Raw genomic sequence first — 24,461 nt, forward strand, 5'->3', positions numbered from 1 at the left:
CGAAGCCCGGGGGACATTCGCGGAGGGGAGTACCCGGTGGCCTGTGCACCCACCCTGACCAGCAGCTTGCGTTCAGAGCAACCCGAGCGCCAACGCCTTCAACGTAGCCGCAGCCCGCGTCGTGCATTCGAGCTTGCGAAAGATGTTCTCCAGATGCGCACGCACGGTGCTCGGGCTGATGCCCAACACACGCGCCGCCTCCTTGTTGCTGTCGCCCAGGCTGATGCGCCCGAGCACTTCGACTTCGCGGCTGGAGAGAAGCGCGGCTGCTTCGTTCGATGGCGCATGCATGGCGCCGCTCTGCGGATGTCCCGTCAGTACAGCAACAGCCGCCGCATCGAGCCGCCCAAGTTCCGCCTCGCGTTTCAGCGCCGCAATCGCATCGGCTTCGTCGAGCGCAGCCTGCCCCGGACGGCTGGTGCGCAACAACACCCAATGCGCAGCGACGGCCAACACACGGCCCGCCACATCGATGGCCGGTCCCTTGATGCCGCGGAAAAAACCCGAGCCGTCGAGGCGCTCGTCCACGAACGAGGCGATCTCCGCTTCGGTTCGCAGCGTGCCGATGCGGCGCGCCGCGCGGTCTGTCCAGTAGGGCACGAGCCGCAGGCGCTCCTTGTCGGCTTCGCTGCGCACAGTTGGCGAATCCCACACCGAATTCGGCACCGACGCGCGGCCGATGCCGTGGATGAGCGCCGCGCGCCGCACCTGCCCCTGCTCGACATCGCCCAGTCCCACGCCGGCAGCGCATGCGAATGCGGCATCGGCCACGCGGCGCGAGAAACCGGTCATCCACGGGAGCTTGAGGTCGATCACGTCGGCGATCAGTTCGAGCGATGCGGTCGCCTCGCGCAACGCATCGGAGGGCGACTGCATGTCGGCCGCCGCGCCTTGCTCCAGTGCATGCAGCCAGTCGACCGCGTGCTGCTGCACCGCATCGACCACGAAGGCCGGATAGCGCGCATCGGCGCGGTCGGCGATGTAGCGCAAGGCGTTGCTGAGGCCGTGCACACGCGAGAAGATTTCAAGGTCGCCCGCGACCGACACGATGAACACCTCTTCGGGTATCTGCGAGGCGCGCAACCCGTGCGGCTTGCCCTGCCCGTTGAAGGTCTCGAACATGTGGCGCAGCGTGCGCTCGACCTCCGGCGGCATGCCCAACGTGGTGCGATGTCGCCGGACACCTCGCAATGAATTTCCGCCATCGGACCGACGGAGGCCGCGAGCTCGGCCGCGGCGCTCGCCGATGCGTTCGAGAGCATCGCGCGGCGCCCGCCGACGTCGTCGCCCATCAGGTCGGAGAACTCGGGCGCATTCGCGGTGCAGCCCGACCATCGCAGGAGCGAGGCGCAGGCCGCATGGCCTTGCACCGTGGCATCGCGGCCGAGGGCGGCTGCGAGTTGCGAGGCGATCCACGCGGTGCGCGCGGAATGGTCGATGGGTTGCCCCATGCTCAGGTCGCCGACGAATGCAAGGGCCTTGATGGCGTCGAAGACCGGGATATGGGGCGCAGGCTGCACGGGAGACATCGAAGAATAAAAGGAAGAGGGCGCGCCGGCCTGGGCCAGCGCGCCGGGCACCTTACTTGGATTGGTTCACGGCGTCCAGAATCACTTGCGCCACCTTGGCCGGCTGCGATTGCTGCGGCACGTGGCTGCTGTTCACCGTGGTGACGGTCGCGCCGATCTTCTTGGCCATGTCGCGCTGCAGCGCCGGCTGGATCATGTGGTCCGAACTCGCGACCAGGAACCACGAGGGCTTGGTCTTCCAGGCGGCCACCGTCAGCTTCTGCTCGAACGACTTGCCCTGGATCGGCCCTTGCGTCGCGGTCATCACCGAGGTGGCGGCGGCGGGAAGGTCCTGTGCGAAGTGCTTGGACATGCCTTCCTTCGTGAGCGACAGGAAGCCGCTCGCATCGGCCTTGATGTGCGCGAAGCCGGGCGCAGCCGGGTAGTCCTTGCCGAGCTCAGCCGAGGTCTGGCCCGCGTCGGGTGCGAAGGCCGCGATGTAGACCAGCGACGACACCTTGTCGTTCGCGCCCGCTTCGGTGATGACCGAGCCGCCCCACGAGTGGCCGACCAGCACGACCTTGCCTGGCTGCGCATCGATGGCGCGCTTGGCGGCGGCCACGTCGTCGTCGAGCGAAGTGAGCGGGTTCTGCACCGCCACCACGTTCACGCCCTTGGCCTGCAGCAGCGGAATCACCTTGGCCCAGTCGGAGCCGTCGGCGAACGCACCGTGGACGATGACCACGCTGGGCTTGTCGGCAGCAATGGCGCCGGTGGCGAAGGAGAGGCCGATGGCGAGGGCAGCGGCGGCGAGCTTGAAGCGTTGAGCGGTTTTCATGAGGGTCCTGAAGAGAAGGTTGGAAGCAGTGGTGAAGGGGAGCCCGTACTGTCGTCGCGCGGGGTTTTCGGCGCCATTGGACGAATGTCCTACTGGCGCCGGTTGGGTCCTTGTCACTCAGGGTTTGCCCTTGGTTTCGGGTCCGGCGGTTCGGACGGACATCCGGCCGCGTATCCGGATTCTCGGCAGGCCGAGGGGTCAAGGGCGGCGCCGATCCTCATGAAATCAACGGCTTAGCGCGCTTCGGACGGCGGCTCGCGCATGGCATATCGATTGCTGGGTTCACGGGAGCGGCCGCGCGACCCGATGAGGTGCCGGCCATGACACAGGAGACAAACCCACAGCCCCAGGCGACCTTGAGCCTGCGGCGGCCGGCAGGCGGACCGATGCGTTCGTGCTGCCGGGCCGCACTGCGGCATTCCAGCGTTTGCATCCCCCGTCGATCGTTCTGCAGGTGCCCGGCCGCGTGCCGCCGGCGCCAGAAATTTTCTAGGAGATACCCGTGGACTCTCAGGCCGCACCCAAGCCCTTTTACAAATCCCTCTACTTCCAGGTCATCACCGCCATCGTGCTCGGGGTGCTGCTGGGCCACTTCTGGCCCGACACCGGCGCCTCGATGAAACCGCTGGGCGACGGCTTCATCAAGCTCATCAAGATGATCATCGCGCCGATCATCTTCTGCACGGTGGTGGTGGGCATCGCCGGCATGGAGGACATGAAGAAGGTCGGCAAGACCGGGGGCCTCGCGTTGCTCTATTTCGAGGTCGTGAGCTCCATCGCGCTGGTGGTGGGCCTGGTGATCATCAACATCGTGCGGCCCGGCGCCGGCATGAATGTCGACGTGAGCCAGCTCGATGCCAAGAGCGTCGCGGCCTACACCGGCCCCGGCAAGATGCAGAGCACCACCGACTTCCTGCTCAACGTGATTCCCAACACGGTGGTCGATGCCTTCGCCAAGGGAGAGATCCTGCAGGTGCTGCTGATCGCGGTGATGTTCGGCTTTGCGCTGCACAAGTTCGGCGGCCGCGGCACGCTGGTGTTCGACGTGATCGAAAAGGGCTCGCATGTGCTCTTCGTGATCGTGGGCTACATCATGAAAGTCGCGCCCATCGGCGCTTTCGGTGCCATGGCCTTCACCATCGGCAAGTACGGCGTGAGCTCGCTGCTGCAGCTCGGCCAGTTGATGGCCACCTTCTACCTGACCTGCCTCCTGTTCATCTTCGTGGTGCTGGGGGGAATCGCGCGGTTCCACGGCTTCAGCATCTGGAAGTTCATCAAGTACATCAAGGAAGAGCTGCTGATCGTGCTGGGCACCTCGTCGAGCGAATCGGTGCTGCCGCGCATGATGGCCAAGCTGGAGAACCTGGGCGCCAAGAAGTCGGTGGTCGGCCTGGTGGTGCCCACGGGCTATTCGTTCAACCTCGATGGCACCTCGATCTACCTGACGATGGCGGCGGTGTTCATCGCGCAGGCGACCAACACCGACATGACGCTCACGCAGCAGCTCACGTTGCTGGCCGTGCTGCTGCTCACCTCCAAGGGCGCCGCGGGCGTCACCGGCAGCGGCTTCATCGTGCTGGCGGCGACGCTCTCGGCCGTGGGGCATGTGCCGGTCGCGGGCCTCGCGCTCATCCTGGGCATCGACCGCTTCATGTCGGAAGCCCGCGCGCTGACCAACCTGATCGGCAATGGCGTCGCGACCGTGGTGGTCGCCAAGTGGACCGACGACCTGGACACGGTGCGCATGAACCGCATCCTGAACCAGGAGAGCACCGCCGAGGCCGAGGAGCCGGAGCAGGTGCTCGACGCGACCGAGGTGCACATGCCAGCCGGCCCGGCGCGCTGAACCGCAACGAAGTCGCTTCACTTCCTCTCTCGCATCAACCCCCAAAGGAGACTCTCATGTCAGACGAAATCGTGATCGTGGCCGCGCAACGCACGGCGGTCGGCAAGTTCGGCGGCGCGCTCGCCGGCACAGCCGCCCCCGACCTGGGCGCGCATGTGGTGAAGGGGCTGCTCGAGAAGGCCGGCGTGCCGGGCGATGCCGTGTCGGAAGTCATCATGGGCCAGGTGCTCGCGGCCGGCGCGGGGCAGAACCCGGCGCGGCAGACGGTCATCAAGGCGGGGCTGCCCATCGGCGTGCCGGGCCTCACCATCAACAAGGTCTGCGGCTCGGGCCTGAAGGCCGTGATGCTCGCGGCGCAGGCGGTGAAGTGCGGCGACGCGGAGATCGTGGTGGCCGGCGGCCAGGAGAACATGAGCGCCGCGCCGCATGTGCTGCCCAACTCGCGCAACGGCCAGCGCATGGGCGACTGGAAGCTGGTCGACACCATGATCGTGGACGGCCTTTGGGACGTCTACAACCAGTACCACATGGGCACCACGGCCGAGAACGTGGCGAAGAAGTACGGCATCACGCGCGAGATGCAGGACGCACTCGCGCTCGCCTCGCAGCAGAAGGCCGCGGCCGCGCAGGATGCGGGCCGCTTCAATGACGAGATCCTTCCGTTCAGCATCGCGCAGAAGAAGGGCGACCCGATCGTCTTCTCGGCCGACGAGTTCGTGAACCGCAAGACCAACGCCGACGCGCTCGCCGGTCTGCGCCCCGCGTTCGACAAGGCAGGCTCGGTGACCGCGGGCAATGCCTCGGGCCTGAACGACGGCGCCGCCGCGGTGCTGGTGATGTCGGCCTCGCGCGCCGCCGCACTCGGCCTCAAGCCGCTCGCCGTGATCCGCGCCTATGCGAGCGCGGGCCTCGATCCGTCGCTCATGGGCATGGGCCCGGTGCCGGCCTCGCAGCTCGCGCTCAAGAAAGCGGGCTGGAAGGCGCAGGACCTCGACCTCATGGAAATCAACGAAGCCTTCGCTGCGCAGGCCTGCGCGGTGAACCAGCAGATGGAGTGGGACACCAGCCGCATCAACGTGAACGGCGGCGCGATCGCCATCGGCCATCCGATCGGCGCCTCGGGCTGCCGCGTGCTGGTGACGCTGCTGCACGAAATGCGCCGCCGCGGCGCCAACAAGGGCCTGGCGTCGCTGTGCATCGGCGGCGGCATGGGGGTCGCTCTGGCCGTCGAACGCGCCTGAGCCGATTTTTTTCCTCACACGAAGAAGGAGCAAGCCAATGAGCAACAAACAACAAGTGGTCCTGGTCACCGGCGGCATGGGCGGCCTGGGCGAGACGATCTCCACCAAGATGGTCGATGCGGGCTACAAGCTCGCGGTGACCTATTCGCCCGGCAACAAGTCGCATGCCGAATGGGTGGCGCAGATGGCGTCGCGCGGCTACCAGATCCTGGCCGTGCCCTGCGACGTGGCCGACTACGACTCTTGCGCCAAAGCCGTGGGCCAGGTGCAGGAGGCGCTGGGTCCGGTCGACGTGCTGGTCAACAACGCCGGCATCACGCGCGACATGACCTTCAAGAAGATGGACCAGATCAACTGGAACGCCGTGCTGCGCACCAACCTCGACAGCCTGTTCAACATGAGCAAGCAGGTGGCCGACGGCATGGTGGAGCGGGGCTGGGGCCGCATCATCAACGTGTCGTCGGTGAATGGCTCCAAGGGCGCGTTCGGCCAGACCAACTACTCGGCCGCCAAGGCCGGCGTGCACGGTTTTACCAAGGCGCTGGCGCTCGAAGTGGCGAAGAAGGGCGTGACGGTGAACACCATCTCGCCCGGCTACATCGGCACCAAGATGGTCACGGCCATTCCGAAGGAAGTGCTCGACAGCAAGATCCTGCCGCACATTCCCGTCGGCCGTCTCGGCAAGCCCGAGGAAGTGGCGGGCCTGATCATTTACCTGGCTTCGGAAGAAGCCGCCTTCGTGACGGGCGCGAACATCGCCATCAACGGCGGCCAGCACATGCAATGAGCGCACGGCCATGATTTCGAGAACGGCATCGATCGAGCCGCACTGATCCACAAGTTCACCTGCGCCCCGGCCGCGCGATAGGCCTGAGCGCATGCCGAGCCTGGACGAAATGTTGCAGGGAACGTTGCAGGAAACGTTGCAGGATATGCGCCACCGGGCTGCCACCGATGCGGCCTTCGCGGCCTTGTGCAATAACGGGTTCATGACTTCACGGGAGCCGGCACGGCGCTTCGATTTGCCTTCTCACACGCCCAGACGCTGGCGCGGCCTGCTCCGTTGGCTCGGCGCATTGGCGCTGGTGGCCGCGGCCGCCTTCGCCGGCCACCATGTCGCGATGCAGACCGGGCTCGCGCGCCTGCGCGACGCGGCCGATCACCGGCTGGACATGCTCGCCACGGGTCTTGACGCCGACCTGGCCCGCTTCGAGTATTTGCCCGCGCTGCTGGAGATGACGCCCATCGTCCCGGCGCTGCTCGGCACGCCTTCGGACGGCGCGCTGCGTGATGCTGTCAATCGCTACCTGAGGGGCGTCAATGCCGCGGCGGGCGCCGAGATGCTCTATGTGCTGGACGCCGGCGGCACCTCGCTCGCGGCCTCCGACTGGGACCGGCCCGGCACCACCGTCGGCCAGGACTTTTCGTTCCGCCCCTATGTGATCGATGCGCTCGGGCACGGCCGGGGCCGCTTCTACGGCGTAGGCATCACCAGCCGCAAGCCCGGCTATTACCTCTCCTACGCGCTGAGGCGCGACCAGCCCACGCGCGGCGTGGTGGCCGTCAAGGTCAACCTGGAGGAGGCCGAGCGCGCCTGGCGCAAGCTCCCGGGCGACGTGGTGCTGATCGACCAGCGCGGCGTGGTGATCCTCTCCACCCGCGAAGACATCAAGTTCCGCCCGATGCTGCCACTGGACGGCCTGCAGCGCGCCGAGGTGCAGCGCTCGCGGCCGTACGGCGAAGCCGCGCTGCGGCCGCTGCAATGGGCGCAGAAGGAAGCGCTGGCGCGCGACGTTCAGGTCATCACGCTCGACGGCGTGGACCAGCTCGCCTCCACGCGCAAGCTGCGCGGCGCTCCGTGGCAGCTGGTGGTGCTCGACGACCTGGCGCCGGTGCGGGTGGGCGCGCGCAACGCGGCCATTACCGCCAGCCTGGCGATGGCGGTGCTGCTGCTGGTCGCCATCGCGCTGTGGCAGCGCCGCCGCGCCGTGCGGCAGAAGCTCGCCACCCAGGCCGCGCTGCAGGCCGCGCACGACACCCTCGAATCGACCGTGGTGGCGCGCACCGCGCAGTTGCGCGCCGCACAGGGCGAGCTGCTGCACGCCGGCAAGATGGCGGCATTGGGCCAGATGTCGACGGGCGTGGTGCACGAATTGAACCAGCCGCTCACCGCGATGCGCACGCTCTCGGAGAGCGCCGGCATCCTGCTCGACAAGAACCGTCTGGACGACGTGCGCGGCAACCTGCAGCGCATCCGCAGCATGGTCGACCGCCTCGCGCGGCTGACCTCGCAGCTCAAGACCTTCGCGCACAAGAGCGAGCTGCCGCTGGCCGCGGTGCCGATGGCGCGTGCCATCGCCGATGCGCAGGTCATCGTGGCCGAGGCGACGAAGAAGAACGCCATCGCCATCGAGGCCGACGTGCAGCCCGCGAGCCTGAGCGTGATGGCCGAGGAAGCCGCGCTCGGCAGCGTGCTCGTCAACCTGATGCGCAACGCCATCGACGCCATGCAGGATTCGCCGTCGCGCACGCTGCGCATCGAGGCGCGGCCGCGGGAGGGCCGCGTGATCCTGCGCGTGAGCGACACCGGGCCGGGCATTCCGCCGGACATCCTGCCGCGCCTCTTCGAGCCCTTCGTCACCAGCAAGCCCGCGGGCACGGGCCTCGGGCTGGGCCTCGTGATCTCGGCACAATTGGTGCGCGCCATGGACGGCACGCTGCGCGCGGCCAACCAGCCCGAAGGCGGCGCCTCGTTCGTCGTCGACCTGCCTGCCGCCGTGCAGAACATCCTTATTCCCACCCCCACAGGAGTGATCAACAAGTGAGCAAAGCCCCTGCCATCCGGGTGATGCTGGTCGAGGACGACGAAGACGTCCGCCTCAGCACGGTCCAGGTGCTGACCCTGGCCGGTTTCGAGGTCGAAGCCTTCAGCAGCGCCGAGCGTGCACGCGGCCACATCAGCTTCGGCGTGCCGGCCATCGTGGTCTGCGACGTGCGCCTGCCGGGCCTGAGCGGCACCGAGTGGCTGACCGAACTGCATGCCGCCGATGCCGAGCTGCCGGTGATCCTGGTCACCGGGCACGGCCACATCGCGATGGCGGTGCAGGCGATGCGCGAAGGCGCCTACGACTTCATCGAGAAACCCTTCAGCTCCGAGCGGCTGGTGGCGATCGTGCGCCACGCCATCGAACGTCGCCAGCTCTCGCTGCAGGTGCGCGCGCTGCGCGATGCGCTGGAGAACTGGAACGGCATCCAGTCGGTGCTGATTGGCCGCTCGGCGCAGATGCAGCTGGTGCGCCGCACCGTGATGACGCTGGCCGAAACCTCGGCCGATGTGCTCATCTATGGCGAGACCGGCACCGGCAAGGAGCTCGTCGCCCGTTGCCTGCACGACCACAGCGAGCGCCGGCGCCAACATTTCGTGCCGCTCAACTGCGGCGGCCTGCCCGAGGCGCTGGCCGAGAGCGAGCTCTTCGGCCACGAGGCCGGCGCCTTCACCAGCGCCAACCGCGTGCGCGTGGGCAAGTTCGAATACGCCAACGGCGGCACGCTTTTTCTGGACGAGATCGAGAGCATGCCGATGCCGGTGCAGATCAAGTTGTTGCGTGCGCTGCAGGAGCGCAGCATCGAGCGCATCGGCTCCAACAAGGCGATTCCCTTCGACTGCCGGGTGGTTGCCGCTAGCAAGGACGACCTGAAGGAAATGAGCGACCGCCAGAAGTTCAGGGCCGACCTGTACTACCGGCTGGGCGTGGCCTTCATCGAGTTGCCGCCGCTGCGGGAGCGCCGAGAAGACATTCCGCTGTTGTTCGAGCACTTCACGCTGTTGGCCGCGAGCCGCTACGAGCGCGCGGCGCCGCTGCTCACCAGCGCCCAGCTGGCCGACCTGACGGCCTACGCGTGGCCGGGCAATGTGCGCGAGCTGCGCAACGTGGCCGACCGCTTCGTGCTGGGCCTGCTTGGCGAGCGCCTCACGCAGGCGCGCGGCACGGGTGAAGGCCTGCCCGCCTTGCCGCGCGCGTTGCCGCAGCAGGTCGAGGCCTTCGAGCGCGCGGTGATCGTCGAGGCGCTGCGCAAGCACCAGGGCGACCAGCCGGCCACGGCGACCGCGCTGGCGATTGCGCGCCAGACCCTGCACGACAAGCTGCGCAAGCTGGGAATTGCGGCGGACGAGTTCAAGTAGCCGCCGTTCAGGGCGGCGCGGCGATCATGCCGACGGCGGCTCCACCGGCAGCGCACGCTTGTGCGCGCTCTTGCGGTGCGTCGACAGGATGATCGCGCGTGCTGCGGCCGACACCGGCTTGCCTTCGAGGAAGTCGTCGATCTCTTCGTAGGTCACGCCGAAAGCGTCTTCGTCGGGTTTGCCCGGCACCAGCGATTCAAGGTCGGCGGTGGGCACCTTGTGGACCAGCTCGTCGGGTGCGCCGAGCAGCGCCGCCACGGCACGCACGCGGCGCTTGTTGAGGCCGGTGAGCGGTGTGATGTCGGCTGCGCCGTCGCCGAACTTGGTGAAGAAACCCATCAGCGCCTCGGCCGCATGGTCGGTGCCGATGACGATGCCGTCGTGCGCGCCGGCCACCGCGAACTGCGCAATCATGCGCTGGCGCGCCTTGATGTTGCCCAGCACGAAGTCTTCGTGCGCCGCATCGCGAAACTTCAGCTCGCCGGCCTTCAGCGCGGCGAGCATGCCGTCGGCCGCGGGGCGGATGTCGACGGTGATCGTGCGGTCGGGCTTCATCACGGTGAGCGATCGCTGGGCTTCCGCTTCGTCCTTCTGCACGCCGTAGGGCAGGCGCATCGCGATGAAGGTGGCGTCGTAGCCTTCGGTGCGAAGCCTCTCGACCGCGCGCTGCGCGAGGCAGCCGGCGGTCAGCGAATCGACGCCGCCGCTGATGCCGAGCACCAGCGTTTTCAGGCCGGTCTGCTTCAGGTAGCCGGCGAGAAAGTCGACGCGCCGCGCGAGTTCGGCGGCGGCATCGAACACGGGAGCCACATGCAGCGCCGCGATGATCTCGCGCTGCGTGTCGTCGACGGGGGAAAGATCGGCGCTCATGGTTTCTGCCTGCGTGTGTGAAGGGTGATGAAGATGATCAGAAATCAACCAGGCTGAGACCGATGCTCAGAACGGTTCGCTTGCGGTTGTAGTCCACCAGCGTATCGCCGTAGCCATGGAAAAGCTGCGTGTGGAAGCGCAGGTTGCTCTTGGTCGGATCGCCGATGGCCTTGAGCCACTCGAGCCGCACCGAGCCGCGGCCGCTGTCGCGCAGGTTGTTGCGCACCGTGAGGCCGAGCGTGTTGTCGCGGTCGAGGTTCCAGCGGCCGGTGACTTCGGCGCGGCCGATGTAGTCGGAGATGTCGGGGTTGTCGTCCTTCGCGGCGCTCTCGGACATGCGCTGCCAGATGCGCCCGGTGATCTGGAACCGGTCGTCCAGCTCGGCACCGCCCATCAGGTAGACGCGGTTCCAGCTGCGCGACAACGGCAAGGTCTGGCCGTTCGACTGGTGCACCAGCCCCACGCCCGTGTAGCGCCAGCGCCAGCCACCGGGCAGCTTGAAGTCGGTCGGGTAGACATACATCAGCTCGGGTTCGTGGTCGGTGGTGCGGAACGGCCGCGAGATGTCGCCGTTGAACAGTTGCCAGGTCGACTGCTGCGAGTAGGCGAACCACAGCGAATCCTTCTTGACCGGGTCGTTCTGCGTGAGCAGGCCCTGCGCGAGCTTGGTGCGCACCGACAGGCCGATGCGCATCTCGTTGGCCTGGTAGGCGACGGCTTCGCCGGTGTGGCCGGCCGAGGGCGAGGTCGGCACCTGCGGCTTGTCGGTGGCGGCCGAGGCCGACACGCTGAGCGGCCGGTAGCCGCGGAAGCCGAAGGTGCCGCAATCGGTGGCGTTCTCCAGTTCCCAGAAGCGCGAGAGCGCCGAGTACTGGCGGTCGCGGCAGCCTTCGCTGGTAGCGACCGAGATCACGCGGGTGGCGGGCATCGATCCGTCCACGGGCGGCGCGGGCTGCGTGCTGGCCAGCACCGGCGGCGCGACCGGCACCGACACCGAAGGCAGTGTCTGCTGCTGCGCCCAGCGGTCGAAGCAGGCGAGGCGGGCGTCGTTGTTGTTGCCGAGCGCCGTGCACTGCTGCCAGGTGAGCTGCGCATCGGCCAGCGGACTTGCGGGCTTGTCGACGGCCTGCGCGTAGGCGGCCGTGCCGCCCAGGCAGGCAGCGAACGTCATGGACGTTGCGAAAAGAGCATGTATGCGAGTAGTCATTGTTTTCCTTCCATGGCGCCCGTTTTGGTCAGCACGAACGGGTGCGTGCTGTCGTTTGCGGCATTGCGCCAGGTTCCCCTGAATTCGCGGCCGCAGGAGCGCGGCTGCAAGGTGCCGGCCCAGTTGCCGCTGATGGCGCGGCCGTCCAGCGATTCGTCGATGGAGAGGGCGCCCTCGTCGTCGACGTCGCCCGCGAGCTGCGCCACCGAAGGCTTGGCGCCGCCATCGGCGCTGCGTGTGATCGTGCCGCGCACCCCGGCGTAGTCGGGGTGCTTGCCCAGTTGCACGACGGACACGGCGGGCTGGCCGTCGAAGCGCGCTTCCCAGCGGCCGTAGAGCGAGGTCAGCGGCAGGTCGCGCGCGTCGGCGGGGCAATTGGGATCTTTGGGATCGACCGCTGCGCAGCCCGCGACGGCAAGCGCGGCGAAGGCAGCGAGCAGCAGCGCTCTCATGGCGCCGCCGCGGCGGCCGCCTTCGCAGCCGCGCTGTCCTGTGCCTTGCGTGCGAACTCGGCGCGCAGCGCCTTGAGCTTCTCGCGCGGGTCTTCCTTCGTGGTGGTCTTGTCGAGGCCCATCTCGGCGATGAAGCGGCTCGGCAGGCAGGGCACCATGTCGCGGCCTTGCTTCCTCTTCTTGGTCCAGCTCACGGCCAGGGTGCGCTGCGCGCGGGTGATGCCCACGTACATCAGGCGGCGCTCTTCCTGCAGGCGCTGCGTCGTCTCGTCGCTCACCACCTTCTGGCGGCCGTTGTCGTCGTCGAGCTTGAAGGGCAGCATGCCCTCGGTCACGCCGATCAGCACCACGTGCGGCCACTCCAGGCCCTTGGAGGCGTGCAGCGTGGAGAGCGTGACCACGTTCTGGTCCTGCTCGCGTTCGCTGATGGTCGAGAGCAGCGAGATGGTCTGCGCCACCTCGAGCAGGCTCTTGCGCTCGATTCCGTTGTCGTCGTTGTTGTTGTCGTTGGCACCCGAGGCGTCGTCCAGCGATCCGCCGGCGCGCTGCGACATCCAGTCGACGAAGTCCATCACGTTGTTCCAGCGCGTGGCGGCGGCCGCCTCGCTCTCTTCGCCGTCGTAGAGATGGCGCTCGTAGTCGATCTCCTTGAGCCAGTCGAGCATGAAGGTGCGGGAAGCCTCGGCGCCCATGGTGCGGCGCGCGCGGTATTCCAGGTCGTTGATGTAGCGGCCGAACTCGTGTACGCCGTCGAGCGTGCGCTTCGGGATCACGCTGGGCAGCGACGGGCTGAACAGCGCCGCGAACAGGCTCAGCTTGTACTGGCTCGCGAAGGTGCCCAGGCTCGCGAGCGTGGTGTGGCCGATGCCGCGCTTGGGCGTGGTGATGGCGCGCAGGAACGCGGGGTCGTCGTCGTTGTTGACCCACAGGCGAAACCAGCCGCACAGATCCTTGATTTCGGCGCGGTCGAAGAAGCTCTGGCCGCCCGACACCTTGTAGGGAATCTGCGCCCGGCGCAGCGCCTGTTCCAGGATTCGCGCCTGGTGGTTGGCGCGGTAGAGGATGGCGAAGTCGCGGAACTCCTTGTGCTGCGCCCCTTGCGTGACGGCATCGCCCGCGCGCAGGCTCACGATGCGTGCCACCGCACGCTCGGCCTCGTGCAGCTCGGTGTCGGCATCGACCACGCGCACCGGCTCGCCTTCGCCCAGCTCGGAGAACAGCGTCTTCGGAAACAGCTTGGGGTTGGGGCCGATCACGTTGTTCGCCGCACGCAGGATGGCGCTGGTGGAGCGGTAGTTCTGCTCCAGCTTGATGACCTTGAGCGTCGGGTAGTCGATCGGCAGCTTCTTCAGGTTGTCCAGCGTGGCGCCGCGCCAGCCGTAGATCGACTGGTCGTCGTCGCCCACCGCGGTGAAGCGGGCGCGGTCGCCGGCCAGGGCCTTCAGCACTTCGTACTGCGTGGCGTTGGTGTCCTGGTATTCGTCCACCAGGATGTGGCCGAGCGCGGCCTGCCATTTGGCGCGTACCTCGGGAAAGTCGTGAAGCAGCCTGAGCGGCATGCCGATCAGGTCGTCGAAGTCGACGCTCTGGTAGGCCTGCAGCCGCTCTTCGTAATGGCGCATGACCTCGGCGGTGATGCGCTCGTTGTCGTCCACCGCGGCGGCGGCGGCCTGCTGGGCATCGAGGCCCATGTTCTTCCACTTGCTGATGGTCCACTGCCAGATGCGGGCGGTGGCGATGTCGGTGGTGCCCCCGGCGTCCTTCAGGATCTTGGTCACGTCGTCGCTGTCCAGGATGCTGAAGGCGGGCTTGAGGCCCAGCACCGCGCCGTCTTCCCGCATCATGCGCACGCCCAGCGCATGGAAGGTGCAGACGATCACCTTGCGCGCGTCCCGGCCGATCAGGTCCTTCGCGCGCTCGCGCATTTCGGCCGCCGCCTTGTTCGTGAAGGTGATGGCCGCGATGCGCTTGGGTTCGAGGCCGGCCTGGATCAGCCGGCCGATCTTGTGCGTGATGACCCGCGTCTTGCCCGAGCCCGCGCCTGCCAGCACGAGGCAGGGACCGTGCATGTAGTTGACCGCTTCTTGTTGCGCGAGATTGAGACCGTGGGACATGTGCAGAGGGAGAACCGGGGAACGCCGTGGGGAACGGCAGGCGCAAAGCGGGCAATGATACGGGGCCGGCCCCACCGGACGTTGTAGGCGGCGCACGCAGGGCGCATGCAGGAAAAGGGCCAGGAAGGGCTACGAAGGGCCAGGCGCAGGCCCGGGCAACGACAATCGCGCGGTGCTGCCTGTATTTCTTGTAACTTTCCCTTTCTTCGCGCTGATCGCGGCCGGCTATGCCGCCGCCCGCGCCCGCCTCCTGCCGCTGGAGGCGATTCCCGGCCTCAACACCTTCGTGCTGTATTTCGCGCTGCCCTGCATGCTGCTGCGCTTCGGCGCCGGCACGCCGATCGCGCAGTTGCTCGATGGCAGCGTGGCACTGATCTGGGGCGCGAGCGCGCTGGCCGTGGTGGCGGGCGTGGTCATGCTCACCCGCAATGCGCGCATCGGCTGGAACGACGCGGCCTTCGGCGCGCTGGTGGCGGCCTTTCCGAACACCGGCTTCATGGGCGTGCCGCTCTTGGTGGCGATCCTCGGCGCGCAGGCGGCGGGGCCGATGATCATCACGATCGCGTTCGACCTGGTCGTGACCTCGTCGCTCTGCATTGCGCTGTCGCGGCTCGATGGCGCCGGCGAGGCCGGCAGTGGGGGGCGGCATGGCGCCTCGCAGGCGGCGCGCAAGGCGCTGCGCGGCATCCTGATCAATCCGATGCCGTGGTCGATCCTGCTGGGTGTGTTCTTGTCGGCCGCGCGCTGGCAATTGCCGGGGCCCATCGACCGCACCATCGCCATGCTCGCGGATGCGGCTTCGCCGGTGGCGCTCTTCACCATCGGCGCGGTGCTGGCGCGCTCCGCATTGCTGGCGCGCGAGCACGTGGCGAGCGCCGCGGTGGCCCAGGCCATGGGAACGGGAGGCGCCGCCATGCCCAAGGCGCCGCTGGCCGATGTGCTGCCGGTGGTGGCGGTGAAGCTCCTGCTGCATCCGGTGCTGGTGTGGGCGCTGGGCGCGGGCGCCATCGCGCTGGGGCTGCCGCTCTCGCACGCGGCGCTGGTGGTGATCGTGCTGGTCGCGGCGCTGCCGAGCGCGAGCAATGTATCGATGCTGGCCGAGCGCTTCGGTGCGGACAACGGGCGCATCGCACGCATCATCCTGTGGACGACGGTGGCGGCGTTCTTCAGCTTTCCGCTGGCGGTCGGGCTGCTGCGCTGAGGCGAAGTACTACGGCGTGAGGACGCCGAGCTTGTACGGATCGGCATCCGAGATGCGCTCGCACTTCGAGAAATCGCGACCCTGCGTGCCGTCGCAGTAGTAGGCGTTGTAGATGCGGCCGAAGAGCGTGGGGCTCGCGGTGAAGAGGATGCCGTGATCCGGCTGCCAGTTGTCTCTCACGCCTTTCACGGGCGGGACACTGGCCTCCACCGGTTTCGCCGTCGCCGTGCCCGCCGTGCTGGCGGTTGGGGGCGTGAAGTCGGCCAGTGTCTTGTGGGCTTCCTCGCCGCGCCAGCGCACGGCCAGCTCGGCCGCCGTGGGGCGCGCGGCCACCGGCAGCAGGATGCCGTTGACCTGGAAGCCGTAACCGAAGCGATGCGTCTTGCCGGCAAGGAACGCGTACGCGCAGGCGGCCATGCACTGGCCGCGGATCTCGGTGTCGACGCCGCTCGCGCGAATGGCGTCGGCAAAGGCGCCCGCCGCATCGGCAGTGCCGCCGGAGAGGTCTTCGAACACCACGGTGCGCACGGTGCCGCTTGCCAGGTGATCGGTGAAGGTCTTGATCGCGCTGCCGTCGAGCATGCCCGACACCACCAGTTCGCGGCCTTGCAATTCGATGTCCGCGGCGGTGGCGGCAACCGGTGTACCGACCATGCCGGCAACGGCGGCGATGCACGCAAGCGAGAGGACCCAACCAGGAAGAAACGACGGTTTCACGGCGACCTTTGCGTGTGAGCGAGCGAGCTTGCTTGGAACCCGGGGTCCCGCGTCGGTTCGCGGGTTTACAGCGCGTTTACAGCTTGAACAGCCTCATGGCATCGCGTCAACACCTTTTGCAGATTATTTCTGGGTAATCACAGGGCAGGCCGTAAGTCGTAGGCATCGATATGCCTTCAGTTGAATGCTTGAGTTTGCAGATGCGCTGCTACAGTGATTCCAGGTCAAAGATGTGAAGACGTGAATAGGGCGCGCGATGGCAATACTGGTTCGCATCCTGCTGTGGGTGGCATGGCTCGCCGGCGTGGGCTGGGTCTGGCATGTCGGTCTGCTGGGCACTGCAGCGTCGATCGCGCTGGCCGCATTGAGCCTCGTGGTGTTCGCATGGCCGGGCAGCATTGCGCGGCGCCGTCATCACCGCGAGCTGCGCTATGTCGACATGGGCAAGGAGCCCACCGGCCACCACTGATCTCTGAGTTCTTGGAATGAGCGCGTCACCGTGCCGTTGTTTCAGGACGCGGCCTGTGGCTGCTGCATGCGCTGGAACTCGTGGCGCTTCATCGCGAGGTAGTCGCTCTTCTCGATTTCGTGAAGCTGCCTGGCGTACTGCTCCGTCGCATCGAACCATGCCGCGAGGCGCTGCTCGAGCTGGCCCGCGGCGGGCGCATCGAGATAACTGTCGATCGCGAGGTAGTAGCGCATGGTGTTGCGCTCCACCACGCCGCGCACGCCGCCGATGTAGCCGCCCTGTCCCGCGGGCGTGAAGCCGACCTTGTCGCTGCCGAGCGTGGCGAGGTAGCCCTTCATCGCGAGCCGCGCCGCCGTGCCGTAGGCATACGCGTAGCGCAGGTGGATCGCCGTCTTGCCGCCGTCGGCCGGCGTCGCTTCGAACACGATGCTGTAGTCGCGTGTGGAAAGCGGGCCGGTGTCCGCGCTCAGGCGCACGTTGAGGTAGTTCGCATCCGCCTTGCCGGGCGTGTAGGCGAAGGCGATGGTCTGCGCGTCCGACAGCGGCTGGTCGAATTTGCGGCCGATGGCCACCGCGAGCGTGGCGCCGCCGCCCTTCACCGCGCAGTGCTTGGTGTTGAGGTGAAGCATCAGCACCTGGCACCACGCGGCCGGCTCCCGCAATGCGCCGCTCACGCGTGCGAAGGGATGGTCGACCAGCGCGTAGACGTCGCCGCTCAATCGATCGGCGGCTTCGTTCGATTCGAGCGCGAGCGGGCGGCGAAAGGCATTGCGTTCCAGTTGCGGCGCGAGCGCCTGCAGCTTCGCGCGCAGCGCGGCGGCGGCTCCGGTATCAGCGGACGGCTGCTGCGCCAGGGCCGGCGCCGATGCGGCCACCAGCGCGATGGCGACGAACGCGAGGCCGGTCCGGCGCGCCACGGAAGCGAGGATGTTGTTCATGCCGGCTCACCTTGGCGCCGCCCGCCGCTGCGCCGTGCAGGACAACCGGCTCAGATGCTGTGCGGATCGACGTCGATCAGCCAGCGGATCACGCCCTTGCCCTCGGGCGTGCAGCGCAACTCGTGCAGCAGCGGCTGCCAGCTCGCCAGCAGGCGTTGCAGCGCGGCGCGCGAAGGGCTTTCGATCAGCATCTGCGCGCGCTCCACATTGGCCACGCGCTGGATCGAAAGCGGCACCGCGGGGTAGCGCGTAACGATGTCGGCGCCCGGCAGGGCTTCGGCTGCATCGGCTGCAATGTTCAGGAAAGCCTGCGCCACCGACTGCTCGCGCGCATCGGCGCGCAGCAGCGCCTGGAACGCGAAGGGCGGCATCGCGGCGGCCCGGCGCTCGTCGAGTTGCTGCTTGGCGAACGCGGCGTAGTCATGCTTGCGCAGCGCCATGAAGAGCGGGTGCTGCGAGTGGAAGGTCTGAATCCACATCTCGGCGGTCGCGCCCTGCGCTGCGAGGTAGGCGGCGTCGCGTCCGGCGCGTCCGGCCGATTGCATCAAGAGGCTGAACAGCCGCTCGGGCGCACGGAAGTCGCTGGAGAACAGCGCGCCATCGGGGTTCACCGCAGCCACCAGCGTGATGCGCCGGAAGTCGTGGCCCTTGGCGATCATCTGCGTGCCGACCAGCACGTCGACTTCGCCCGCATGCACGGCGGCCAGTTGCGATTCGAGCGCGCCCTGTTTCTTGGTGCTGTCGGCGTCGATGCGCGCGATGCGTACCGCGCTGCCGTCGGGGCGCTTGACCGCCGCGAACAGTTCGGCCAGGTGCTCCTCGAGCCGTTCGGTGCCGCGGCCCACGGGCGCGATGTCGGGGTTGCCGCAGGCCGGGCAGGCGCGCGGCACGCGTTCGGTGAAGCCGCAGTGGTGGCAGCGCAGCGTGCGGTCGATCTTGTGGAACACGCGGTAGGCGCTGCAGTGCGGGCATTCGCTCTTCCAGCCGCAATCGCCGCAGGCCAGCACCGGCGCGTAGCCGCGGCGGTTCAGGAAGATCATGCTCTGCTCGCCGCGTGCGATGCGCTGGCCGATGGCGTCGAGCAGCGCGCCCGAGAGCACGGTTTTCGGCGGCTGCAGGTTCATGTCGACCAGCCGCACCGCGGGCAGCTCGCCCGCGCCGATGCGCGATGGCATCTCGAGCCGCACGTAGCGCCCGCCCGGGTCGTCGCCTTCGGCGGGGCGGCTCTGATGCCAGCTTTCGAGCGAGGGCGTGGCCGAACCGAGGATCACCTTCGCGCCCTCGCGCTGGCCGCGCCACACGGCGAGGTCGCGCGCCGAGTAACGCGCGCCTTCCTGCTGCTTGTAGCTCGGGTCGTGTTCTTCGTCGACCACGATGAGCTTCAGCCCCGGAATCGACGCGAACACCGCCATGCGCGTGCCCAGCACGATGCGCGCGGCGCCGCTGTGCGCAGCGAGCCAGCTGGCGAGCCGCTGCGGATTCGTCATGCCGCTGTGCAGCGACACGACGGCCTCGTCGCCGAAACGGGCCTTGAAGCGCGCTTCGAGCTGCGGCGTGAGGTTGATCTCGGGCACCATCACCAGCGCCTGCGCCTCGGGGTCGCGCGCGAGCAGGTCGGCCACGCAGCGCAGGTAGACCTCGGTCTTGCCGCTGCCGGTGCTGCCGACCAGGAGGAAGGTGCCGCTCTCCGCCTCGATGCGGGCCAGCGCCGCCGTCTGCTCCGGGCTCAGCGCGATCGGGTTGGCTGCTTCGGCCGTCTCGGCGACGGGGCCGGTCGTCGTCTTGCGCTTGAGCCGGCGCGCGAGCTGGGTCGTGGTCAGGTCACGCAGTTGCGGCGGCAGGGCGGCGAGGGCGATCTCGCCGATGGAGCGCTGGTAGTAGCGCGCGGCAAAGGCCACGAGGTCGCGCCAGGCCTCGCCGAGCGGCGCCAGCGCATCGAGCGCGGCGCCCACGGGCTTGAGCGCCATGTCGGGCTCGGCCCCGGTCCCTGCCAGCGAAGTGGGCTCGTTCCAGACCACGCCCAGCACCTCGCGCCGGCCCAGCGGCACCCGCACCAGCGTGCCGGGCACCAGCGGCGCGGCACCGGCGTAGCTCAGCAGGTCGCCGAGCGCGGCGTGCGCCGGCGTCTGCACCGCGATATCGAGACGCCACGCTGCGCCCGCCGGCGCGCTGTCAGGCGGCGGCGGAGCGGAGTTACCCGCGGTCGCGGCGTCCGTTTCGGGGGCGGGGCTGGCGGCAGAGATGGGGAACCTTGTTGGCAACGGTTGTTAATGCGACTTTGAGCAAATCCACTTAAGTCGTTGATTTTCCAGTGCTTTGCCCGCCATCCAGAGTTTCTGTGGATAACTTTGTTGACAACAGGGCTCGACACGCTGGCGAGCCTTGAAAATCAAGGCTCTCGCTGGATTGCCCCAAAAAAAAGCAAAGTCCGAATCCTATATAAATCAACAACTTACGCGTGCTATTGGTTTGGGAGCAAAGAAGGCGATGCCTCAGATAATCTTGCGCAGTGCAACACGCGTTTTGTGCATAAGTCTGGCCCCCTAGACCGTTTTTGGGCTTGACAAACGGATTCGGAGCGGTTTTCCTGGGGCCCTCCCGCGCGTTCGCGTGACCTGCCCCCGGCGTGACAGTTTCAACCGCGCAGGGCGCGCGACTGCGTGTGGACCGCTTCGACCAGCGCCGCCACATGGTCGGGCGGCGTGAACTGGCTGATGCCGTGGCCCAGGTTGAAGATGTGCGTCGGCCCTGGCGCATCGCGGTCGGCATGCGGCTTGCCGAAAGCCTGCAGCACCTTGGCCACCTCGGCCTCGATCTGCGCGGGCGGCGCGAACAGCACGTTCGGGTCGATGTTGCCCTGCAGCGCCTTGGCCTTGCCGTCACTGCCTTCGGCAATCTGGCGGCGCGCGGTGGCGAGGTTCACGGTCCAGTCCACGCCGAGCACTTCGCAGTCGAGCGCGCGCATGGCATCGAGCCAGAGGCCGCCGCCCTTGGTGAACACGATGCGCGGCACGGGCTGGCCATCGGCGCCGGTGCGCTTCAAGCCCGCGAGCACGCGCGCCGTGTAGGCGAGGCTGAATTCCTGGAAGGCGCCGTCGGCCAGCACGCCGCCCCAGCTGTCGAAGATCATCACGGCCTGCGCGCCGGCGTCGATCTGCGCATTGAGGTAGGTGGCCACCGAATCGGCATTGACCGCGAGCACGCGGTGCATCAGGTCGGGGCGGCCGTAGAGCATGCTTTTCACGAGCCGGTAGTCGCTGGAGCCCGCGCCTTCGACCATGTAGCAGGCCAGCGTCCACGGGCTGCCCGAAAAGCCGATCAGCGGCACCCGGCCATCGAGCGCCTTGCGGATCGAGGCCACGGCGCTGAACACATAGCGCAGCTTTTCCATGTCGGGCACTTCGAGCGCGGCCACGGCCGCTTCGTCGCGCACCGGGCGGGCAAAGCGCGGGCCTTCGCCGGCCTCGAACGACAGGCCAAGGCCCATGGCGTCGGGCACGGTGAGGATGTCGGAGAAAAGAATGGCCGCGTCCAGCGGATAGCGCGCGAGCGGCTGCAGCGTGACTTCGGTGGCGTAGTCGGTGTTGGTCGCCAGCCCCATGAAGCTGCCGGCCTTGGCGCGCGTGGCGACGTACTCTGGGAGGTAGCGGCCGGCCTGGCGCATGAGCCAGACGGGCGTGTGGTCGGTGGCCTGGCGCCAGCAGGCTCGCAGGAAAGTGTCGTTTTGCAATGGGGCGAAAGGCATGCGCCGATTGTCGCAGGGGCTCCCGCGCGGGGGTCAGCGCACCGGATTGCCGCTGAAAACCTCGCCCATCAGCGAAATCAGCCACTGGAGCCCGAGGTCGCCGTCGTGGGCCGCGGCCCACAGGAGCGATACGGCGTAGCCCGGCGTCTCGAAAGGCAGCGGGCTCACCGCCAGGCCCAGCGCATCGCGCCAGGTGGCCGCGGCGAAGGTGGGCACGGTGGTGATGGCCGCCATCTGCCGCACGATGAAGGGGCTGGTCGCGAAGTTGCGGCTGGAGAACACCACCTGGCGCGCGAGCCCCCGTTCGCGCAACAGCTCGTCGACCAGGCCGCTCAGGTCGGCGCTGAACGAGGTGAGCAGGTGTGGAAAACGCAGATACTCATCGAGCGTGATCTGCTTGCCGCGCACCTTCACGAGCTCGGGGTTGTAGACGCAGACGAAATGCCAGTCGAACAGCGCACGCTGGCGGTGCCAGGCAGCGCATTCGGTGAAGACGCCCACGGCCAGCTCGATCTCGGCCGCATCGAGCAGGGCGGGCGCGTCGGTGCGGTCGGCAGCGCGCGCGATCAGCCGCACGCCGGGCGCCTCGGCAGACAGGCGCTGCATGAGCCGCGGCATGAGCGCGACCTCCAGCGCATCGCTCAGGCCGATGCGGAACACGCGCTCGGCCTTTGCGGGATCGAACGCCGGCTTCGCATGCAGCGCCTGCTGCAGCGAGAGCAGCAGCGGCTCGATGACGCGCGCGAGTTCGAGCGCGCGCGGCGTCGGCGTCATGCCGTGCGAGGTGCGCACGAACAGGTCGTCGCCGAGCGCGGCACGCAGCCGCTTGAGGGCGCCGCTCAGCGCAGGCTGGCCGATGAAAAGCCGCTGCGCCGCACGCGTGACGCTGCGCTCGTGCAGCAACGCGTGGAACACCAGCAGCAGGTTCAGGTCGAGCCGCCTGAAATCACTTTCGTTGATGTGGATCATGTTTTCAAACGATTTGAATGATAGGCCGGTGCTCCCTAACCTGAAGGCTCATCAGGCATTCAAAGGAATTCGACATGGCTTTGGCACAGCAGACAGTGGTGGTCGTCGGCGGCTCGTCCGGCGTGGGGCTGGAGACCGTGCGGCGGCTCGCGGCGGCGGGCGCGCGCGTCATCGCCACGGGGCGCGACAACGGCAAGCTGCGGGACGCCATCGGCGGCATGGGCAACAACGTGAGCGGCGCCGCGTTCGATGCGAGCGATCGCGGCGCGCTGGACGCGTTCTTCGAGACGACCGGGCCGATCGATCACCTCGTGCTCACCTTGAGCGGCGGCGAGGGTGCGGGCGAGTTCGTGCAGCTCGACCTGCAGTCGCTCCGGCGCGGCTTCGAGGCCAAGTTCTGGCCGCAGCTCGAAGCGGCGCAGGCGGGTGCGCGCGTACTGCGGAAGGGCGGCAGCATCACCTTCGTGACGGCGATTTCGGCGCGCAATTCGCTGCCCGGCACCGCGGGGCTCGCCGCCATCAACGGCGCGCTCGAAGCGATGGTCGGCAGCCTCGCGCGGGAGTTGAAACCGAGCCGGGTGAATGCGGTGTCACCGGGGCTGGTCGACACGCCTTGGTGGAACCGCATGCCCGCCGCGATGAAGGACGATCTCTTTCGCCAGCAGGTGGAGATCCTGCCCGTCGGCCGCGTGGGCCAGGCGCAGGACGTGGCGCATGCGATCCAGTTCCTGGTCGAGAACGGCTACACGACCGGGACGGTGATCGAGTGCGACGGCGGCTTGCGGCTGGTCTGAGAAAGAAGCTCAGACCACCGGCACGCGCCGCGTATCGGCGGGGCTTACATTGCGCCGGTAGAGCACCAGCGTGGCGATCAGCCCGCAGATGGCGGCCGCCGTCATCCAGAGGCCCGGCGCGCCCTTGTCGCCGGTCATCTCGATGAGCCCCGTCGCAATGGCCGGCGTGAAGCCGCCGAACAGCGCCGTCGCCAGGCTGTAGGCCAGCGAGAAGCCGGCCGTGCGCACGTTCACCGGCATCACCTCGGTGAGTGCCACCACCATCGCGCCGTTGTAGCTCGCATAGAGGAACGAGAGCCACAGCTCGACCTCGAGCATGCGCGCGAAACTCGGCGCGCCGACCAGCCACTTGAGCGACGGGTACGCGGTGAGGATGGTGAGCACCGTGAAAAGGATCAGCAGCGGCTTGCGCCCCACGCGGTCCGAGAGCGCGCCCATGATCGGCAGCCAGATGAAGTTCGAAATCGCCACGCACAGCGTGACGATGAGCGCATCGGTCGTGCTCAGGTGCAGCACCGACTTGCCGAATGTCGGCGTGTAGACCGTGATCAGGTAGAACGACACGGTGGTCATCGACACCAGCATCATCCCGGCGACCACGAGGCCCCAGTTGGCGACCATCGACTGGAAGATCTCGCGCGCATCGGGGCGGTGCTTGCGCGCCATGAATTCCTCGGTCTCTTGCAGCGAGCGGCGAATGATGAAGAGCACCGGCACGATCAGGCAGCCGACGAAGAAGGGCACGCGCCAGTAGAAGTCGCCGATCTCCTGCGAGGTGAAGGTCACGTTGAGCCAGTAGCCGAGCGCGGCCGCCACCACGATGGCGACCTGCTGGCTCGCCGACTGCCAGCTCACGTAGAAGCCCTTGCGGCCCGGCGTGGCCATCTCCGAGAGGTACACCGACACGCCGCCCAGCTCCACGCCCGCAGAGAAGCCCTGCAGCAGCCGGCCGATGAGCACCAGGAGCGGCGCGATGACGCCGATGGTCGCGTAGGCCGGCACGCAGGCAATGAGCAGCGTGCCCAGCGCCATCAGCGCGAGCGTGACGATGAGGCCCTTGCGCCGGCCGACGCGGTCGACATACGCGCCGAGAAAGATCGCGCCCAGCGGACGCATCAGGAAGCCCGCGCCGAAGGTCATGAAGGTGAGCATCAGCGAGGCGAACTCGTTGCCCGCGGGGAAGAACGCCTTCGAGATCTGCGTGGCGTAGAAGCCGAACAGGAAGAAGTCGAACATCTCCATGAAGTTGCCGCCGGTCACGCGCAGGACGGTGGCGAATTTCGAGGAGGAAGCAACCGTGGTGGAAGAAGGGCGGACAGCCGCGCCTTGTTGCGCAGCGGAGGGCGCAGGATTCATCTTGTTGTCCCCT

20 protein-coding genes are annotated in these 24,461 nt (G+C 67.8%); 8 read left to right on the forward strand and 12 right to left on the reverse strand.

Annotation, left to right across the window (positions count from 1 at the left end):
• Window positions 1-72: 72 nt before the first annotated feature.
• Both QF040_RS28810 and QF040_RS28815 read right to left on the reverse strand, forming a co-directional pair.
• Window positions 73-1,155: an HD domain-containing phosphohydrolase gene (locus QF040_RS28810; RefSeq protein ID WP_429614707.1), complete on the reverse strand. Its 1,083-nt coding sequence runs from the start codon at window positions 1,153-1,155 to the stop codon at window positions 73-75.
• A gap of 426 nt (window positions 1,156-1,581) precedes the next feature.
• Window positions 1,582-2,346: an alpha/beta fold hydrolase gene (locus QF040_RS28815; protein ID WP_429613796.1), complete on the reverse strand. Its 765-nt coding sequence runs from the start codon at window positions 2,344-2,346 to the stop codon at window positions 1,582-1,584.
• Between the two features lie 502 nt (window positions 2,347-2,848).
• On the opposite strand from QF040_RS28815, the gene QF040_RS28820 reads away from it, so the two are divergent.
• From QF040_RS28820 to QF040_RS28840, 5 genes are all read left to right on the forward strand, one after another.
• Window positions 2,849-4,192 (forward strand): dicarboxylate/amino acid:cation symporter, encoded by a 1,344-nt coding sequence (locus QF040_RS28820; RefSeq protein ID WP_307510876.1) that lies wholly within the window; start codon window positions 2,849-2,851, stop codon window positions 4,190-4,192.
• A gap of 56 nt (window positions 4,193-4,248) precedes the next feature.
• Window positions 4,249-5,433: an acetyl-CoA C-acetyltransferase gene (locus tag QF040_RS28825; protein WP_307646642.1), complete on the forward strand. Its 1,185-nt coding sequence runs from the start codon at window positions 4,249-4,251 to the stop codon at window positions 5,431-5,433.
• Window positions 5,434-5,470: 37 nt separating this feature from the next.
• The gene (gene phbB, locus QF040_RS28830; RefSeq protein WP_429613797.1) at window positions 5,471-6,220 is read left to right on the forward strand and encodes an acetoacetyl-CoA reductase; all 750 of its coding nucleotides are present in this window, start codon (window positions 5,471-5,473) and stop codon (window positions 6,218-6,220) included.
• 202 nt (window positions 6,221-6,422) lie between these two features.
• Window positions 6,423-8,258 carry a sensor histidine kinase gene (locus tag QF040_RS28835; RefSeq protein ID WP_429613798.1) on the forward strand — a complete coding sequence of 612 codons (1,836 nt, stop codon included), beginning with the start codon at window positions 6,423-6,425 and terminating at the stop codon, window positions 8,256-8,258.
• On the forward strand, window positions 8,255-9,616 hold the full coding sequence (locus tag QF040_RS28840) for a sigma-54-dependent transcriptional regulator (protein ID WP_429613799.1): 1,362 nt from the start codon (window positions 8,255-8,257) through the stop codon (window positions 9,614-9,616). The genes QF040_RS28835 and QF040_RS28840 overlap by 4 nt, the downstream gene beginning before the upstream one ends.
• A 24-nt stretch (window positions 9,617-9,640) precedes the next feature.
• Here the strand turns inward: QF040_RS28840 and nadE are convergent, their stop codons facing one another.
• The 4 genes from nadE to QF040_RS28860 are packed head-to-tail and all read right to left on the reverse strand — an operon-like array spanning window position 9,641 to window position 14,259.
• Window positions 9,641-10,486, reverse strand: coding sequence for an ammonia-dependent NAD(+) synthetase (nadE, locus tag QF040_RS28845; protein ID WP_429613800.1), 846 nt, complete (start codon window positions 10,484-10,486; stop codon window positions 9,641-9,643).
• Between the two features lie 37 nt (window positions 10,487-10,523).
• The gene (locus QF040_RS28850) at window positions 10,524-11,693 is read right to left on the reverse strand and encodes a phospholipase A (RefSeq protein WP_429613801.1); all 1,170 of its coding nucleotides are present in this window, start codon (window positions 11,691-11,693) and stop codon (window positions 10,524-10,526) included.
• Window positions 11,690-12,145, reverse strand: a complete 456-nt coding sequence (locus tag QF040_RS28855) for a hypothetical protein (protein WP_429613802.1) — start codon at window positions 12,143-12,145, stop codon at window positions 11,690-11,692. Before QF040_RS28855 ends, QF040_RS28850 begins: the two co-directional genes overlap by 4 nt.
• Window positions 12,142-14,259: an ATP-dependent helicase gene (locus QF040_RS28860; protein WP_429613803.1), complete on the reverse strand. Its 2,118-nt coding sequence runs from the start codon at window positions 14,257-14,259 to the stop codon at window positions 12,142-12,144. The genes QF040_RS28855 and QF040_RS28860 overlap by 4 nt, the downstream gene beginning before the upstream one ends.
• Window positions 14,260-14,431: 172 nt before the next feature.
• On the opposite strand from QF040_RS28860, the gene QF040_RS28865 reads away from it, so the two are divergent.
• A complete protein-coding gene (locus QF040_RS28865) occupies window positions 14,432-15,460 on the forward strand; it encodes an AEC family transporter (RefSeq protein WP_429613804.1) in 1,029 nt (342 codons plus the stop codon).
• A 9-nt stretch (window positions 15,461-15,469) separates the two neighbouring features.
• Here the strand turns inward: QF040_RS28865 and QF040_RS28870 are convergent, their stop codons facing one another.
• Window positions 15,470-16,114: a hypothetical protein gene (locus tag QF040_RS28870; RefSeq protein ID WP_429613805.1), complete on the reverse strand. Its 645-nt coding sequence runs from the start codon at window positions 16,112-16,114 to the stop codon at window positions 15,470-15,472.
• Window positions 16,115-16,433: 319 nt separating this feature from the next.
• Between QF040_RS28870 and QF040_RS28875 the strand changes: the two genes are divergently transcribed.
• On the forward strand, window positions 16,434-16,646 hold the full coding sequence (locus QF040_RS28875; RefSeq protein WP_013539206.1) for a hypothetical protein: 213 nt from the start codon (window positions 16,434-16,436) through the stop codon (window positions 16,644-16,646).
• Between the two features lie 41 nt (window positions 16,647-16,687).
• Here the strand turns inward: QF040_RS28875 and QF040_RS28880 are convergent, their stop codons facing one another.
• The 4 genes from QF040_RS28880 to QF040_RS28895 all read right to left on the reverse strand — a co-directional run bounded on the left by QF040_RS28880 (window position 16,688) and on the right by QF040_RS28895 (window position 22,298).
• Window positions 16,688-17,584: a hypothetical protein gene (locus QF040_RS28880; RefSeq protein WP_429613806.1), complete on the reverse strand. Its 897-nt coding sequence runs from the start codon at window positions 17,582-17,584 to the stop codon at window positions 16,688-16,690.
• Between the two features lie 50 nt (window positions 17,585-17,634).
• Entirely contained in the window at window positions 17,635-19,716 is a 2,082-nt protein-coding gene (priA, locus tag QF040_RS28885) for a replication restart helicase PriA (protein ID WP_429614708.1), read from the reverse strand.
• A gap of 503 nt (window positions 19,717-20,219) precedes the next feature.
• On the reverse strand, window positions 20,220-21,329 hold the full coding sequence (gene hemE / locus QF040_RS28890) for a uroporphyrinogen decarboxylase (RefSeq protein ID WP_429613807.1): 1,110 nt from the start codon (window positions 21,327-21,329) through the stop codon (window positions 20,220-20,222).
• A gap of 33 nt (window positions 21,330-21,362) precedes the next feature.
• Entirely contained in the window at window positions 21,363-22,298 is a 936-nt protein-coding gene (locus tag QF040_RS28895) for a LysR family transcriptional regulator (RefSeq protein WP_429613808.1), read from the reverse strand.
• Window positions 22,299-22,372: 74 nt separating this feature from the next.
• On the opposite strand from QF040_RS28895, the gene QF040_RS28900 reads away from it, so the two are divergent.
• Entirely contained in the window at window positions 22,373-23,092 is a 720-nt protein-coding gene (locus QF040_RS28900) for an SDR family oxidoreductase (protein ID WP_429613809.1), read from the forward strand.
• Between the two features lie 9 nt (window positions 23,093-23,101).
• Here QF040_RS28900 and QF040_RS28905 read toward each other — a convergent pair whose 3' ends face one another.
• On the reverse strand, window positions 23,102-24,448 hold the full coding sequence (locus tag QF040_RS28905) for an MFS transporter (protein WP_429613810.1): 1,347 nt from the start codon (window positions 24,446-24,448) through the stop codon (window positions 23,102-23,104).
• Between the last annotated feature and the right edge of the window lie 13 nt (window positions 24,449-24,461).

It is taken from the genome of Variovorax sp. W2I14 (genome assembly GCF_050435205.1).
Classification (GTDB): Bacteria; Pseudomonadota; Gammaproteobacteria; order Burkholderiales; family Burkholderiaceae_C; genus Variovorax; species Variovorax paradoxus_C.